We start from the raw sequence: 16,462 nt of genomic DNA on the forward strand, positions 1-16,462 counted from the left end.
GTGAGGGCGTCAGGCCGCACTAAACCACCCACTCGCCCCCTTCAACCCCGTTCACCCGCAGCGTACGTTTTTCCCCCGTCGGTAATGACACCTTCAGTGCCTTCCATGCCGGACGATAGTCGCCGCGCGCATTCACCTTCAGGTTGATACTTGCGCCGTCGCACACCATCTCCCATTCCACCCACAGCGCATTGCCGTTCAGGTAGCCCCAGCTTTCGCCGTCATCCTCAAACAGCAGCCCGGAGGTGGTGCCGACGCCTTTCACCGGGAACAGTTTTAGCTCACGGGTATCGTCTTTATCGGCGCTCACGTGACGGATGCGTTCGCTGAGCGGCAAACCGGCCCCTGCGCGCACCAGAAGCGGCAGCTTTTCCAGCGGCGCATCAAGGACGATCGATTGCCCGCCCGCATACCACGCGTGGGTGTAAAAATCGTACCAGCCGGTTTCGTTATCCGGCAGCCAGACGCGGCGCTCGCGCTGCCCGGCTTCGACGACGCTGGCCACCAGCAGGTCACGGCCCAGCAGGAAGTCGTCGCACTCTTCAAAGGTCTGCGCATCGTGCTCATGATCGAGGAAGGTCGGGCGCAGCATCGGCTCGTCGTCGGCGTGCGCCTGCCAGAGCAGGGTGTAGAGATACGGCAGCAGGCGATAGCGCAGTTCAATGGCGCTGCGAATCGCAGGGGTCACGCCCGGGTACATCCACGGTTCGTTCACGGTGCGATCGTCATTCCACGAGTGGATGGTAAAGCGCGGATGCATCACGCCGTTCTGTACCCAGCGCACGAACAGCTCGGCATCCGGCTTGTCGCCGGAGAAACCGCCGACGTCGTGACCGACGTTGAACAGTCCGGACAGGCTCATGCCCAGGCCCATGCGGATGTTGTAGCGCAGGGTGTCCCAGTTGGTACGGTTGTCGCCGCTCCAGGTCTGAACGTAGCGCTGCATTCCGGCACAGCCAGAGCGGGAGATCAGATACGGACGTTTATCCGGCGCAAAGCGCTGCTGTGCTTCCAGCGAGGCGCGCATCATCAGCAGCGGCATCACCGGGCGAATATGCTTGATGGCGATCTCCTGGCCGAAGCCATAGCAGCGCGCTTCCCCGTCCCACACTTCATACTCGTTGTTGTCGTTCCAGGTGGAGTCGATGCCCATTTCCAGCAACTGCGTGGTCACGCCGTTCTGCCACCACTGCACCGTCTGCGGGTTGGTGAAGTCGAGATGCGATCCTTCGTCATCCCAGAAGCTGGAACGTTCAGGCGCATCGGTTTCTGAATCGCGAATGAACAGGCCGCGTTCCGCCACTTCGCCGTAGCGGGGATGATCCTGCAACAGGCACGGCTTGATGTTTGCCGCAAGCCGCAGCCCCGCGTCGTGGAACGCCTGGCTCATCACCTTCGGCTGCGGCACTTTGTCGTAGTTCCAGTTAAAGACGTAGCGCTTGCCGTTAATCGAGGTATAGCCGGAGGAGAGCTGGAACGAGTCGCACGGAATGGCATGCTCATCGCACAGGCGGATGAAGTTCATCAGCTGATCCTGGGCGTCCGGCGCGTCGGTGTAGTGCATAGTCGAGCCGCTGTAGCCCAGGCTCCACTTCGGTCCGAACAGCGTTTTCCCCGTCAGGCGCACGAAGGCTTTCGTCACGTCCAGCACGCGCTTGCCGGTGAAGAGGTAGTAGTCAATATCGCCCGCTTCCGCCTGCCAGCGGCGGTAGGCGGTGTGATAGTTGTCGATCTCGTTACCCAGATCCAGCCAGCAGCTGCTCAGGTTATCGTAGAACAGGCCGTAGCTCACGTCATCGCGACGGGTGAGGGTGAACGGGATGTGCTTGTAAAGCGGATCGGTGCTGGCGGCGTTATAGCCCATCGCGTCCAGGTTACGCATCTCATAGCGTTTGCCGTTGCGCTGTAAATCACCCGCTTTCTCACCCAGACCGTAAAAACGTTCATCCTTACGGCGGCTGAGATAGTGCGCCACGCCGTCACCGTGGGCGTTCAGCAGGTAGGCGCTGGTCGGGCGGTCATTGACCAACGGCTGCCACTCGCCCGCCTCATTGCGGTAGTGCCACTCCAGCCACAGGGGCTGGTGGACGGTGACGCGCAGCTGTTCGGTCGCTACGGTTAACGCATCGCCCTGCTGCGTCAGCGTCCAGGCCGGGCAGGTGAAGCCGCTGACATCGTCACGACGGCGGCCTTCCCACGGTACGTCTTGTTCCGGCGCGATGCTCCAGGTGCGGTCCAGCGCCAGCTGGCCTTTACGCTTGATCAGCACGCGGAACAGATTCTCTTCCAGCACATACAGGCACAGACGGTGCTGGTTATCCACCAGCAGTTCCAGATGATTCGCTGACTGCGTATCGATGGTCCAGTTTTTCAGGGTTTTCATATGCAATACATCCACTATCAGGCGCGCTTGGCGCGACGTTCAGCAATAAATGCCACCAGGAAGAAAGCGCCAATCAGGTCAAAGAAGCCCATGGCGATAAAGAGCGGGTTGAAGCCGATTTTGTCGGCGGTCACCCCAATCAAAAGGGAGAACAGGAAGCTGGCGATCCACGCCGCCGAGCCGCGCATGCCGTTAACCGTCGCCATCTGGCCCTTGTCGAACGACTCCACGACCAGCGCGCTCAGCATGCAGGAGATAATCTGGTGGCCGAAACCGCCGATGGAGATCAGCACGATGGTGATATACGGGTCGCGGGTCACGGCCACAACGGCCAGAGAAATCATCAGAAACGCGCCGGTCACTGAACTTGCCACCACCGAGTTGACGCGGGTGCAGCCGAACCAGCGGGTATAAAGCCGGGTGAGGTAGCCGCTCGCCACGCTGCCGAGGTCGGCGGCGAGGAACGGCAGCCAGGCGAACATCGCGATCTGTTTCAAATCCATGCCGTGCTCTTTGGCGAGGTACAGCGGCACCCAGAAGCTCAGCACAGCCCAGGCGGGTTCCGCCATAAAGGCCGGAATGGCGATACCGTAGAACCGTTTGTTCTTCGAGACGGTTTTCAGCGCGGTCAGAAAGGGCAGCCTGACCGGTGCGGGTTCGTTATCCTGTTTGATAAACGCCAGCTCGTCGCGGCTCAGGTTCGGGTGCTGCTCCGGGTTGTGATAGAAGATCCACCATAGGATCACCCACAGCAGCGCCAGCACGCCGGTAAACATAAACGCACCCTGCCAGCCGAACGACGCATGAGCGAAGTAAATGATTGGCGGAGCCAGCATCGCACCGATGGAGAAGCCCACGCCCGCCCAACCGGCGGCAACAGGACGCTCTGATTTCGGGAACCATTCACCGATGGTTTTGGCGTTCGCTGGCGTGGCGGCGGCTTCGGACGCGCCCATAAAGAAGCGCAGGATCGCGAGATGCAGCCAGCTCCCGGCACCTGCGTGGAAGATACACATCAGCGCCCAAATCCCGGCGCAGACCATAAAGCCAATCTTGAGGCCGATAACGTCAATCAGCCAGCCGCAAAGGGGCTGGAAAATGGTATAGGCGATCTGGAACGCGCCGACGATCCACGAGTATTGCTCGGTGGTGATGCCGAGGCTCTCTTTCAGCTCGGGGGCGAGAATACCTAACGAGTTACGGGTGATGTAGTTTACGGTCACGCCAAGAAGAAACAGCACCAGTACGTACCAGCGCAGATTCTTAATGACGCGACGGGTTTTGCTTGTCGCAACGGTGTTGTTGATGTCCTGACTCATTTTCTTCTCCACAAGACGGACGGTAAGGGACAAAGGTTCAGGTGTCACACAGCGTCAGGCGTTTGAAAGTTATCTGTTTTAGAGTGCTAAGCTGCTATACAACTAGTATGGAAGTTGTGTGACAGGTTCACCTTAAGAGAGAAATTGAGCAGGAAATAGTGGATTTTGTGCAAACTTTCTCATAACCGAGGTTTAATTTTCGGCATTATGGCCTTCTCGCAAGTTATTACCTGATAAAGATGTTGTGAAAATTTTTTCATTTCACATCCGGAGCCAGATCACAAAATGGATAAAAGGCTTAAAATCACCGAAATCGCCGCCCGTACCCGGCTCTCCATCAGCACCGTTTCCCGCGTGCTGGCGGGGAAGGCAAACACCAGCGAAAAAGCACGGGCAACGGTGCTGGCATGCGCGCGGGAGCTGGGGGTAATAGAGGGCATGGCGGCGGGGCGTCTGCTGCTTAACAGCCTGATGGTGTTTGCCCCGCAGCGGGCGTTTGACGAGCGGTCTGACATCTTTTACTACCGTGTCATCCAGAGCGTGAGCAAAGGGCTGGCCTCGCACGAGGTTCGCCTGCGTTACTGTGCGCTGGAGGAGAACGACAGCGACGCCCAGCTGTTTCTGGCCCGCATGAACGAAGTGGACACCCAGGCGGCGATCCTCCTCGGTATCGACGATCCGCATATCCACGATCTGGCGGTAGACGTGGGCAAACCCTGCATGCTGATTAACTGCCGGGACCGCCACATGCGCCTGCCCGCCGTCGCGCCGGATCACCGCGCCATTGGCGAGCGGGCGGCGGAGTACCTGTTCGAGATGGGGCACCGGGAGGTGATGAATGTGCTGTGTTTACGTCGCTATACCATGGAGCTGCGCCTGTCGGGGATCCGCGACGCGTGGCACGGCCATAACCTCAGGTTTAGCGACCGGCGCGATCTGCTGATGGTGCCAAGCTTCAGCGCCAAAGAGACGGAGCAGCTGGTGAGTGAGTGGCTTCACCAGCAAAAAGGGAAAGATCTGCCGACGGCGTTCCTGGTGGGCGGCGACTTTATGGCGGCGGGGACCATCAGCGCCCTGCAAAAACACGGTCTGCGCGTGCCGCAGGATGTCTCGGTGATGAGCATCGACGGCTTTAATCTCGCGGCGATTCAGGATGTGCCTCTGACGGCGGTGCATGTCCCGCGCGATGAGCTGGGAACAGAAGCGGTATATATGCTCCAGCAGCGGCTGATGCGCCCGGACGCGCCGGTCGGAACATTGCTGCTGAACGGCACGCTGGCCGTGCGGGAATCGGTACGGCGGATACGTCAGGGAAAACGACGCACCGCCGTTGAGCGGGAAGGGCTTTACGACAGTTAAGCCATGCCCAGCGCGCGCTTGCCGTGGATGTTCAGATCGTTCACGGTGAAACGGTCCTGCCAGCTTTTCTCATAATCCTCGCGCGGGAAATCTCCCGGTGACGCGCCGGTTTCCAGCGCTTCCTTGACCTTTTTCGCGTAGGCGAGGTTTTTCTCGCACATCGGCGCGGCAGGAATATACATCACGTTGCCCCAGCCCTGTTGGTTTTCCACCGGCGCGACCGAGTGGATCACATCGCAGTGCCACCAGACAGAATCACCGGCTTCCAGCGCAGGAATGCTGGTCAACGCTTCGATGAGCAGCGGATGCCACTTCTCAGAAATCGGCAGCACGCGCCCCGGCGCCACGCCGCACAGTTCGTCTTCCGGCACGTCGTCCAGCAGCGGACGCAGCAGAATGTAAGCCATCGCTTCCGGGATCGGCACCACGTGCAGCAGCCCCTGGCCGGGGATCATGTCCGACAGTGCCGTCCAGCCCTGGAAGGTGCGGAACACGGAGCATTTGGTGGTGTTATCCACCGTGTACTCTTCCACCTCGGTACGGTGCGCAGCATTCCACGGATCGTATTTCTCAACGTTGCCGTCAAACACGCGGGCAAAGACCTGCTGATAAGCGGGCAGCAGCCAGCGCTCCAGCGCGCCGGAATCGGTGTGTGCGCCAAGTCCTTTCGAGGTTGTTCCTGGTGGGCGGCGGCGAATGCGGTCCGGATAAATTACGCTCACGTCCGGGTCGAACCACTGCTTACCGTTGCTCTCAAATGTCCATAAACGGTTCAGGAACGACTGTACCTGTGCCATCTCTTCACTCTGGCGCGCCTGCATTTGCGCCTGAGACCAGTAGATCGGATAAATCTCCGGGCGAGAGGCCGTTAAGGTGCCGAAGAAGTTATCGCCGGGTCCTTTGTAAACCTCGTCAAACTTATTCAGATCGAGGTAGTCGAGCATCGATTGATCCCATGCCAGCGCCTGCTCGCGCGGGAAGTGGCTTTTGATCACCGCGCAGCCGCGACGTTTAACCGCTTCGCGCTGTTCGGCGGTGATCGTACCGTTTTTCACATCCGTAAAGGGGATTACCGGCCATACGGATTCACCTTTATTTTTAAGGGCGTTAATTTCCGCCACGCGTGCGGCGATTTTGTCGCTAAGCCGGTCGAACACTGCCTGCACGTCACCGATCTGGGCCCGTAGCGCGCGTTTCATCTGACGAATTGCCGCTTTGTGGTCCGCTGGCAACGTTTCGCTGGTAAAGGTCATAACTGCCTCCGCATCTTTCATTCGAAAGTAAAAGTGTCTACAAGTGATACTTTAAGTTAAAAATAAGTTAATGCAAGTTTAAAACCTTGACGGGCGCCACAGGATGGAAAAAGAGTGAAGGGGCCGGAGTGAGGCTCCGGCAGGTAGGGGATCAGACGTCGAACGGGGAGTGGGCGTCGAGCACGGCCTGAATCACATTCAGCGCGCCCTGATGGTTGTTATCGTCGGTAGTGTAACGGCTGACCGCTTGAATGCTTTCCGCCGCATTGCCCATCGCAAATGAATATTTCACCAGCTTCAGCATTTCCGCATCGTTTCCGCTGTCGCCAATGCCCACGCACGCCTGCGGGGAGACTTTCCAGCGTTTCAGCAGACGACTGATGCCGTTGGCTTTGTGCAGGCCCGGGATAATCAAATCGACAAAACCGAAGCCGCTGGTAACCGGCTTCATGATGCCGTCCAGGGAGACATGCAGTTTATCGACCAGGTTCGGGATATCGCTGTCCGGCAGGTTCAGGGAGAATTTAAACAGCACGTCGTCAATGTCGCGGTAATCGCTGATGGGTTTTAAGCGATGGTAGTGTTTCGACATCAGCTTCACGAACGCTTCTGGAGCCTTATCGCTGACGTACGCGCTCTCCAGCCCGCAGGCCACAAAGTTCAGCCCTTTGTCTTTCAGCAACTCGCCAATGACGATCTGCGACTCATGACGCGTTAGCTCACCGTGGAAAATCTGTTCGCCGTGGTCGAACACCAGCGCGCCGTTTTCCGCGACGAAGGAGATCTGATCTTTCAGCTCCGGGAAAAAGGAGATGAGCTGGTAATACTGGTTGCCGCTGGCGACAACAAATTCGATGTTACGGGCTTTAAGCTGCTCAAACTGTGCCTGGAAGCGGTCACGATCGTACTGCTTGGCATCATCAAGGAAAGTTCCGTCCATATCGGTGACGATAACTTTTACGGTCATACTGTGCTCCTGGGTCACTGCGTTTTGAAACATTCTAATAACAAGGTGACGGGGAGCACAAATTTAATTTCGAATGAAAGTCAGAAAGCCGGGTGGCGGCTTCGCCTTACCCGGCCTACGGGGAGACAATATAGGCCCGGTAAGCGAAGCGCCACCGGGCGTTTTTTTACAGTGTATGCTCGGTACGGGCAATAATATCGTCCTGCGCATCAGGTGACAGGGCGGTAAAGAACGCCGAGTAACCCGCGACGCGCACCACCAGGTCACGATACTGATCAGGGTGTTTCTTCGCTTCCAGCAGCGTTTCGCGCGAGACAATGTTGTACTGAATATGCCAGCCTTTATGCACCTCGAAGAAGGTGCGCAGCAGCACCATCAGCTTCTGGCGATCGCTGTCGTTTTCCAGCGTCGACGGGTTCAGCTTCTGGTTAAGCAGCACGCCGCCGAGGATCGCTTCCGTCGGCAGTTTACCCACGGAGCCAATCACCGCCGTCGGGCCGAGGTGGTCGGTACCGGAGGCCGGGCTTGCCCCTTCCGCCAGCGGGGTGTGCGCTTTACGTCCGTCCGGCGTCGCCATGGTTGCTGCGCCAAACGGCACGTTTGCGGAGATAGACGACGTGCCCGCGTAGTAGTTACCCCCAATCGGGCCACGGCCGTAGCGTGGGTTGTGATACTGCTTCAGCTCTTCAATGTAGGTTTCGTAGGCACGGGTCAGCAGCAGGTCCACGCTGTCGTCGTCGTTGCCGTACTTCGGCGCGCCGTTGATCAGGCGCTGGCGCAGCTGCTCGTGGGTCAGCCCCTCGAAGTCATCCGCCAGCGCCGCCGCCAGCTGTTGCTGACCGATAACGCCCTGGTCAAACACCAGCTTCTTCACCGCGGCCAGGCTGTTACCGAGGTTGGCGATCCCCACCTGAAGGCCGGAAACCCAGTCATACTTCGCGCCGCCCTGCTTAATGCTTTTCGCGCGTTCGATGCAGTCGTCCACCAGCGCCGAGCAGAGAATATCGTGGACGTTCTCTTCCAGCATGGTGTCCACCACGTACTCGATTTCAATAGATTTGCGGGTGTAGTAGCGGATCTGGTTATCCCACGCCGCCATCACTTCGTCGAAATTGCCGAAATTACCGGCCGAAAGCGCTTTTTCCTGCGGCAGGAATACCTGGCCGCTGGTGGCATCGCGACCGCCTTCCACCGCTGCCAGCATCACGCGGGCGAAGTTGATAAAGCTCATGCCGGTGCAGCGATAGCCCCACTTTCCGCCGACGGCGGTTTCGATGCAGCCAATCGCCGCATAGTCATACGCGTCCTCTCGTTCCACGCCGAGCTTGATAAATTCCGGGATGACGATTTCATCGTTGTTAAACGCCGGCATCCCGAAGCCGCAGCGGATCACCTGCACGCAGGCGTCGAGGAAGTCGTTGCTCATCCCCGCGTGGTAACGCACGCTCAGGTTTGGCTGGGTGGAGCGCAGACGGCCGCAGGATTCCAGAATTGCGTAGGAGAGCGGGTTGACCGCGTCCATTGGCTCGCCGTTGACCAGCTTCTGGCCGCCAATGGTGACGTTCTGATACAGCGGGCTGCCCGCAGAGGCTTTGGAGTGCGAGCCGGAGCGGATTTTGTTCACTTCCAGCAGCTTCAGCCAGCAGCTGTGCAGCAGCTCGATGGCGTGCTCGCGATCCAGGCTCTGGTCCAGCTCCACGTCGCGGCGATAGTACGGGTAGAGGTACTGGTCCATACGGGCAAAGGAGACGGAGTGACCGTTGGACTCAATTTGCAGGATCAACTGAATGAAGTAGCACAGCTGTAGCGCCTGCCAGAAGGTTTTTGGCGGCTGGTGGGCGATGATGTCGCAGTTTTCCGCCATCGCCAGCAGCTCGTCGCGGCGGCTGTCGCGGGTTTCGCTGGCGGCCATCTCACGTGCCAGATCGGCGAAGCGCCTGATGTGCAGGCTTACGGCTTCCAGCACGATATCAATGGCTTTCAGGAACTGATCGCCGTGCAGATCGTCCAGTACCGTCAGGTTGATGCGCGAGCGGCGCTCGGCTACTTTCGCGCGCAGGCCGTCGAGCCCTTTCTCCAGCACCAGCGGGAAATTCACCGCCAGGTGTGCGTCACCGGAGGTCATGTTACCTTCCGCTTTGATGATGCCGGTTTCCAGCAGGCCCTTCTGCTCGTCGGTAAACATACCGTAGCAGCGATCCTGTACCGTCTGGCCGCGCCACCACGGGCAGAGTTCATGAAGAACGCGTTTATTCTCTTCGCTCACCGCAAAGCCTGCACCTGGACGGTCCGCCAGATCGTCAATCTCTTTCTCAATCCAGGAGACGGTATATTCCGGGAAGATCGGCGCGGCACGCACTTCGCTGGCCTGGTTACCGATAATCAGCTCGTCGTGCTTGATCCAGATGGTATGTTTTGCCAGGTGGTGGGCAAGGGCCAGCGCGCGACGTACCGGGATCGGCTTGTCCAGATGCTGCTGATACATTTCGGTATAGTGCTGCGCGCGTTCGGTACAGACCGGCGGCTTAACGATATGCACCAGAGCCGTTTTGTGCGCCTTGATGCGCTCGCTGAGGGTGTTGAGATTCAGGGTGGTCATAAGTTTATCCTCGTAAGGTCGCGGTTAACCCTTTCTGGCAGGCATACTGCTGCGCGAAGTCCAGCAGGGCAGGGTTATCCAGCGGTTTGTCAGGGGCAGAGTAGGGTTGGCCGAGCAGGGTGTATTTGTTCATGCCCAGCGTGTGATACGGCAGAAAATGAATATCATCGACGCCGAGTTCATCGGCGGCGAAGTTGGTAATGCCGGTAACCGACGCTTCATCGGCGTTAAAGCCCTGGATCAGCGGCACGCGGATGGTGATCTTCTTCCCGACGGTAGCCAGGCGCTTCAGGTTGTCCAGGATCCGCTTAGCAGAGCCATCGGTCCACTGCTTGAACACCTCGCCGTCGACATGTTTCAGGTCCGCCAGGAACAGATCGACATACGGCAGTGAAGGCTCGATATAATGCCAGGGTACGTGAAGGCAGGTTTCAACCGCGGTATGAATGCCTTGTTCATGGCTGGCTTTAAACAGGGCGTGCGCCAGGTCAGGATTCATAAACGGCTCGCCGCCGGAAAGGGTGATCCCGCCGCCGCTGCGGTCGTAGAAGGGCTTGTCGCGCAGCACGGTGGCCATAATCTCCTCCACCTGCTTCTCTTCACCGCAGACGGTAAGCGCCTGCGTCGGGCAGCAGTCGGTGAGGGCAGTGAGCGTCTTTTCACTTAATTTTTCACGATGGATGATCAACCCGTTCAGCGCACGTTCAACACACCCTGGCGCGGCCTGCTGACACAGGTCACAGCCGTCCAGACACAGACGGGCGTCAAACAGGACGTCCCGCGTGCGGGAGCGGCTTTCCGGGTTCTGGCACCAGCGACAGCCCAGCGAGCAGCCTTTCAGGAACACCACGGTTCGAATACCGGGGCCGTCGTGGGTGGAGTAACGCTGTATGTTGAAGATCATTTTTTTGCCCTCTGATTACATATGAAGATTAAATTACTTTCGAATGAAAGTTATCTTGATATGGGTCAATTCATGAGCAGGTTTTCTCGTGATAGGGTAAATGCAGGCTAATTTTGAGGTGACATCATGGAACTTTATCTCGACACATCCGACGTTGCGGCAGTCAAAAAGCTGGCGCGTATCTTCCCGCTGGCGGGCGTGACCACTAACCCAAGCATTGTGGCGGCGGGTAAAACCCCCCTGGAAGAGTTGCTGCCCGCGCTGCACGACGCGCTGGGCGGCAAGGGCCGGCTGTTCGCTCAGGTGATGGCGAAGACCGCCGAGGGGATGGTGGAAGACGCACGTAAGCTGCGCGCGATAATCAATGACCTGGTGGTGAAAGTGCCCGTGACCGCTGAAGGGCTGGCGGCGATCAAAATGCTGAAAGCAGAAGGGATCCCGACGCTGGGTACCGCGGTATACGGCGCAGCGCAGGGGATGCTCTCCGCGCTGGCGGGTGCTGAGTATGTGGCCCCTTACGTGAACCGCGTGGACGTGCAGGGCGGGGACGGGATCCAGACCGTGATTGAACTGCAACAATTGCTGACGCTGCACGCACCGCAGTCAAAGGTGCTCGCCGCGAGCTTTAAAACGCCGCGCCAGGCGCTGGACTGCCTGCTGGCAGGGTGCGAGTCCATCACGCTGCCGCTGGACGTGGCGCAGCAGTTTATTACCTCTCCGGCAGTAGATGCGGCAATTGTGAAGTTTGAGCAGGACTGGCAGGGGGCGTTTGGGCGGACGTCTATTTGATGCTGTTGCCGGGTGGCGCTGACGCTTACCCGGCCTACGATTTTCTCCCTCTCCCTGTGGGAGAGGGCCGGGGTGAGGGCATCAGGCCGCAGCAGGGTTTAACCTCCGCACACCTCACACCCCGGATTACGCATCAGCTTCATCTCGCGGAACTGACAGGTCATCGCGTCATATATCACGATTTTGCCCGCTGCGGGCGTGCCGTAATGCGCCAGCACCTTAATCGCCTCCATCGCCTGCAAGGAACCGATAACCCCAACCAGCGGCGCCATCACGCCCGCCTCGACGCAGGTCAGCGCATTCTCGCCAAACAGACGGCTCAGGCAGCGGTAGCAGGGCTCTCCCTCAGCGTAGGTGAAAACGCTGATTTGACCCTCCATGCGGATGGCCGCGCCGGAAATTAGCGGCGTTTTATGGGCAAAGCAGCCCGCATTGAGCTGGTTGCGAATGGCGACGTTATCGGTGCAGTCCAGCACCAGGTCATGCCGTGCAATCTGCGCAAACAGGGCGTCGTCATCCAGCATCGCGTCAATCAGGGTGAACTGAACGTTGGGGTTAATTCGCGCCAGCGCCGTGCGCGCAGATTCCACTTTCGGCTGACCAACCGTCGCGTCGCTGTGGAGCGTCTGGCGTTGCAGGTTCGACACCGACACGGTATCGAAATCCAGCAGCGTCATGCGGCCGACGCCCGCCGCAGCCAGGTATTGCGCCGCCGCGCAGCCCAGCCCGCCAAGGCCGACAACCAGCACGCTGGCCGCCTTGAGCGCTTCCTGACCCTCGAAATCAAACCCGCGCAGCACGATCTGGCGGTTGTAGCGCATCATCTCCGGGTCGCTCAGTTCCACCGTCATGTCAGCCTCCGAACAGGTGGTTAAAGCGTTCCACTTCAACCCATTCGCCCGCCTCAACGTGGCCGCGATCGCGCTCCAGCACGATAAAGCAGTTACCCTGGCTGAAGGAGCTAAAGATGTGCGAACCCTGATGCCCGGTGGTGCTCACCTCCAGCTCGCCATCGGCGTTGCGCGCCAGAATGCCGCGCTGGAAATCGAGACGGCCCGGAGATTTTTTGAGGCGCGTTGCCGCCCGCACGCGCACACGTTCCGGCAGCGGGTCGGCATTGTTGCCTGAAAGCTTCGCCAGCAGCGGGATCACCAGCTGGTAGAAGGTCAGCGCGGCAGAGACCGGGTTACCCGGCAGGCCACAGAACCAGCTGTGCGGAAGTTTGCCAAACGCGAACGGTTTGCCCGGTTTAATCGCCAGCTTCCAGAAGGCGATTTCACCCAGCTCTTCAAGCAGGGTTTTGGTGTAATCCGCTTCGCCAACCGATACGCCGCCAGAGCTGATCACCACGTCGGCAGAGGCGTCCGCGTCGATAAATGCCGTGCGCAGTTTCTCCGGATCGTCAGGAATGATGCCGAGGTTAATCACCTCGCAGCCCAGTTGCTCAAGCATCAGGTGCACCGCCAGACGGTTGGTGTCGTAAATCTGCCCCTCGTTCAGCGGCTGACCCGGAAGCTGTAGCTCGTCTCCCGTGGAGAACACCGCCACGCGTACCTTGCGGACAACGTCAATCTCCGCGATGCCAAGCGATGCCAGCACCGGCAGTTCGGCGACCGTCAGTTTTTGCCCGGCGGCAAAGACCGTTGCGCCGAGGGTAATGTCTTCCCCGATGTGGCGGATATTCTGTCCCGCTTTGACGCTGGCGGTAAAACGCACGCCGTCGTCCGTTAGTTCGGTCTCTTCCTGCATCACCACGGCTTCACAGCCCTTTGGCACCGGCGCGCCGGTCATAATGCGCACGCAGGTGCCCGCTGGCCACTCACCGTTGAACGGCTGCCCGGCAAAGGCTTTACCTGCCACCGGCAGCGGCTGACCCGTTTGCAAATCCGCCAGACGTACGGCATAGCCGTCCATCGCCGCGTTATCGAACCCCGGAACGTTCAGCGGCGAGACGATATCGCGCGCGGCAATACGGCCAAAACAGCGCACAAGCGGCAGCGTCTCAACGTCGTGCAGGGGAGTAATACGATCAAGCATCTGCGAGAGTGCCGTCTCAAGCGGCATCAGTCCGGCGGTAAAATCCATGGTGGGCTCCTGCGGAGTAACAACGAAAGCGCTCATTATGGCAGAAAAGTGCGGCTAACTGTATGACCCGATGGGTGTAAGCTTTACATCACAGTTGCGTCTTTCTATATTCAAAAATCATCTGAAGATTCGTCGACGATAATGATATTTATAGAAAAAGCAGCCAGCCAGGCTGATGGGTGATGCGAAATGAGTAAAGCGGTTATCGCAATTCATGGCGGTGCCGGGGCAATCACCCGTGCACAGCTCAGTCCCGAGCAGGAGAAGCGTTATATTGATGCGCTGAACGCCATTGTGGAAACAGGCCAGCGCATGCTGGAAGCGGGCGAAAGCGCGCTGGACGTGGTGACCGAAGCGGTGCGCCTGCTGGAGGAGTGTCCGCTGTTTAATGCCGGTATTGGCTCGGTCTTTACGCGCGATGAAACGCATGAACTGGATGCCTGCGTGATGGACGGTATCACCCTGAAAGCGGGGGCGGTGGCGGGCGTCAGCCGACTGCGCAATCCCGTGCTGGCCGCGCGTCTGGTGATGGATCAAAGCCCGCATGTGCTGCTGACCGGGGCGGGGGCGGAGAAATTTGCCGTCGAGCACGGGATGGATACGGTCTCGCCCGATCTTTTTTCCACCGAGGAGCGTTACCGGCAGTTGCTGGAGGCCCGTACAGCGGGGATGACGCAGCTGGACCATGCCGCGCCGCTCGATGAACGCAGCAAAATGGGCACGGTAGGCGCGGTGGCGCTGGATAAAGCCGGTAACCTCGCCGCCGCGACGTCGACAGGCGGTATGACCAACAAGCTTCCCGGACGCGTCGGCGACAGTCCGCTGCCGGGGGCCGGGTGTTACGCTAATAACGCCACGGCGGCGGTGTCATGCACCGGAACCGGCGAAGTGTTTATCCGCGCGCTGGCGGCCTACGACATTACCGCGCTAATGGATTACGGCGGATTAAGCCTGAGTGAGGCCTGCGAGCGGGTGGTAATGGAGAAACTGCCAGCCCTGGGCGGAGAAGGTGGCTTAATCGCGGTGGATCGGGAGGGCAACGTGGCGCTGCCGTTCAACAGTGAAGGGATGTACCGGGCGTGGGGGTATGCCGGCGATGCGCCCAGCACAGGCATTTATCGTGAATAAGGGGGCATTGCGTGCCGCACAGTGAAGAGCTGGACAACTGCGAAGTGCTGGCTGTCCACCAACTGAATATTGCCTTTCAGGAAGAGCGGCAGTTCATCCCTGCAGTACAGAATTTATCGTTTTCGCTCAGGCGCGGCGAGACGCTGGCGATTGTCGGCGAGTCCGGATCCGGTAAATCGGTTACCGCGCTGGCGCTGATGCGTCTGCTTGAGCAGACGGGCGGGCAGGTCACCAGCGAGCGGATGCTGTTGCGCCGTCGCAACCGTCAGGTTATCGATCTCAACGAGCTGAGCGCGTCCCGGATGCAGGGGGTGCGCGGGGCGGATATTGCGATGATTTTTCAGGAGCCGATGACCTCCCTGAACCCGGTCTTCCCGGTGGGCGAGCAGATTGCCGAATCTATCCGCCTGCATCAGGGATTGAGCGGTGATGAGGCGCTCAACGAAGCTAAACGGATGCTGGAGCTGGTACGTATCCCTGAGGCGCACGCGATTTTGTCCCGCTATCCGCATCAGCTTTCCGGTGGCATGCGCCAGCGGGTGATGATTGCGATGGCGCTGTCGTGCCGTCCGGCGGTGCTCATTGCGGACGAACCCACCACGGCGCTGGATGTCACCATTCAGGCCCAGATCCTGCAACTGATTAAGGTGTTGCAGCAGGAGATGGAGATGGGGGTGATTTTCATCACCCACGATATGGGGGTGGTGGCGGATATTGCCGATCGGGTGCTGGTTATGCATCAGGGCAATGCCGTGGAAACCGGCTCGGTGGAGCAGGTCTTTCATACGCCGGTGCATCCTTATACTAAAGCACTGCTGGCGGCGGTCCCGCGTCTGGGCGCCATGAATGGCAGTGATTTTCCGCGCCGTTTTCCGCTGTTCTCTCAGACCGAACAGGGCCAGCAGGAAGACGAAACCGAGCAGAACACGGTGGTTTCCGGCAGGCCGATCCTTGAAGTGCGTGAACTGGTGACCCGTTTCCCGCTGCGCAGCGGGATCCTTAACCGCGTGAAGCGCGAAGTGCATGCGGTTGAATACGTCAGTTTTGATCTCTGGCCGGGCGAAACGCTGGCGCTGGTGGGGGAGTCCGGCTGCGGTAAATCCACCACCGGGCGGGCGCTGCTCAGGCTGGTTGAGTCGCAGGAGGGGAGCATCACCTTCAACGGTGAGCGCATCGACACGCTCCCTAACAGTAACTTGCAGGCGGTGCGCCGGGATATTCAGTTTATATTCCAGGATCCTTATGCGTCGCTCGATCCGCGCCATACGGTGGGGTACTCGATTATGGAGCCGCTGCGGGTGCATAACCTGCTCGACGGTGAAGCCGCGCAGCGCCGCGTCGCATGGCTGCTGGAGCGCGTGGGCCTGAAGCCGGAGCATGCCTGGCGTTATCCGCACGAATTTTCTGGCGGTCAGCGACAGCGTATCTGCATAGCCCGGGCATTGGCCCTGAATCCGAAAGTGGTGATTGCGGATGAGTCCGTGTCAGCGCTGGATGTCTCCATCCGCGCGCAAATCATCAATCTCCTGCTCGATTTACAGCGGGATTTGGGCATTGCGTTTCTGTTTATCTCTCACGATATGGCGGTGGTTGAGCGGATCAGCCATCGCGTGGCGGTGATGTACATGGGGCAAATTGTTGAAATTGGCCCCCGTCGTGAAGTGAACCCCGAAAGT

At 59.2% G+C, this 16,462-nt stretch carries 12 protein-coding genes; 4 read left to right on the forward strand and 8 right to left on the reverse strand.

The annotated features are described in order from the left end of the window. Positions 1-19: 19 nt before the first annotated feature. Together CKK19_RS22265 and CKK19_RS22270 are read right to left on the reverse strand one after the other, a co-directional pair. Positions 20-2,383 carry a TIM-barrel domain-containing protein gene (locus CKK19_RS22265; protein WP_063854214.1) on the reverse strand — a complete coding sequence of 788 codons (2,364 nt, stop codon included), beginning with the start codon at positions 2,381-2,383 and terminating at the stop codon, positions 20-22. A 17-nt stretch (positions 2,384-2,400) separates the two neighbouring features. Beyond that, on the reverse strand, positions 2,401-3,702 hold the full coding sequence (locus CKK19_RS22270) for an MFS transporter (protein WP_023299659.1): 1,302 nt from the start codon (positions 3,700-3,702) through the stop codon (positions 2,401-2,403). 285 nt (positions 3,703-3,987) lie between these two features. Between CKK19_RS22270 and CKK19_RS22275 the strand changes: the two genes are divergently transcribed. Then, entirely contained in the window at positions 3,988-5,061 is a 1,074-nt protein-coding gene (locus CKK19_RS22275) for a LacI family DNA-binding transcriptional regulator (protein ID WP_032676354.1), read from the forward strand. Here CKK19_RS22275 and CKK19_RS22280 read toward each other — a convergent pair. The 4 genes from CKK19_RS22280 to CKK19_RS22295 all read right to left on the reverse strand — a co-directional run bounded on the left by CKK19_RS22280 (position 5,058) and on the right by CKK19_RS22295 (position 10,784). Further along, on the reverse strand, positions 5,058-6,314 hold the full coding sequence (locus tag CKK19_RS22280) for a DUF1479 domain-containing protein (protein WP_022647538.1): 1,257 nt from the start codon (positions 6,312-6,314) through the stop codon (positions 5,058-5,060). The two genes, CKK19_RS22275 and CKK19_RS22280, sit on opposite strands and share 4 nt — an antisense overlap. Before the next feature lie 151 nt (positions 6,315-6,465). Beyond that, entirely contained in the window at positions 6,466-7,281 is an 816-nt protein-coding gene (locus CKK19_RS22285) for a Cof-type HAD-IIB family hydrolase (RefSeq protein WP_032624595.1), read from the reverse strand. A gap of 166 nt (positions 7,282-7,447) precedes the next feature. After that, the gene (locus tag CKK19_RS22290; protein WP_063854215.1) at positions 7,448-9,880 is read right to left on the reverse strand and encodes a formate C-acetyltransferase/glycerol dehydratase family glycyl radical enzyme; all 2,433 of its coding nucleotides are present in this window, start codon (positions 9,878-9,880) and stop codon (positions 7,448-7,450) included. A gap of 4 nt (positions 9,881-9,884) precedes the next feature. Beyond that, a complete protein-coding gene (locus tag CKK19_RS22295; protein ID WP_063854216.1) occupies positions 9,885-10,784 on the reverse strand; it encodes a glycyl-radical enzyme activating protein in 900 nt (299 codons plus the stop codon). Positions 10,785-10,910: 126 nt separating this feature from the next. Between CKK19_RS22295 and fsa the strand changes: the two genes are divergently transcribed. Next, on the forward strand, positions 10,911-11,573 hold the full coding sequence (gene fsa, locus CKK19_RS22300; protein WP_063854217.1) for a fructose-6-phosphate aldolase: 663 nt from the start codon (positions 10,911-10,913) through the stop codon (positions 11,571-11,573). Between the two features lie 98 nt (positions 11,574-11,671). On the opposite strand, the gene moeB is transcribed toward fsa, so the two are convergent. Together moeB and moeA are read right to left on the reverse strand one after the other, a co-directional pair. After that, complete coding sequence (moeB, locus tag CKK19_RS22305) at positions 11,672-12,424, reverse strand: molybdopterin-synthase adenylyltransferase MoeB (protein WP_063138198.1); 753 nt, start codon at positions 12,422-12,424, stop codon at positions 11,672-11,674. Position 12,425: 1 nt separating this feature from the next. Further along, positions 12,426-13,658: a molybdopterin molybdotransferase MoeA gene (gene moeA / locus CKK19_RS22310; RefSeq protein ID WP_023305756.1), complete on the reverse strand. Its 1,233-nt coding sequence runs from the start codon at positions 13,656-13,658 to the stop codon at positions 12,426-12,428. A 189-nt stretch (positions 13,659-13,847) separates the two neighbouring features. On the opposite strand from moeA, the gene iaaA reads away from it, so the two are divergent. Then, the gene (iaaA, locus tag CKK19_RS22315) at positions 13,848-14,786 is read left to right on the forward strand and encodes a beta-aspartyl-peptidase (protein WP_023299667.1); all 939 of its coding nucleotides are present in this window, start codon (positions 13,848-13,850) and stop codon (positions 14,784-14,786) included. An 11-nt stretch (positions 14,787-14,797) separates the two neighbouring features. Continuing rightward, positions 14,798-16,462, forward strand: a 1,665-nt coding sequence (gene gsiA / locus CKK19_RS22320) for a glutathione ABC transporter ATP-binding protein GsiA (protein ID WP_225455227.1), incomplete at its 3' end; no start/stop codon positions are given.

It is taken from the genome of Enterobacter sp. CCUG 70166, assembly GCF_020224095.1.
Taxonomy (GTDB): Bacteria; Pseudomonadota; Gammaproteobacteria; order Enterobacterales; family Enterobacteriaceae; genus Enterobacter; species Enterobacter intestinihominis.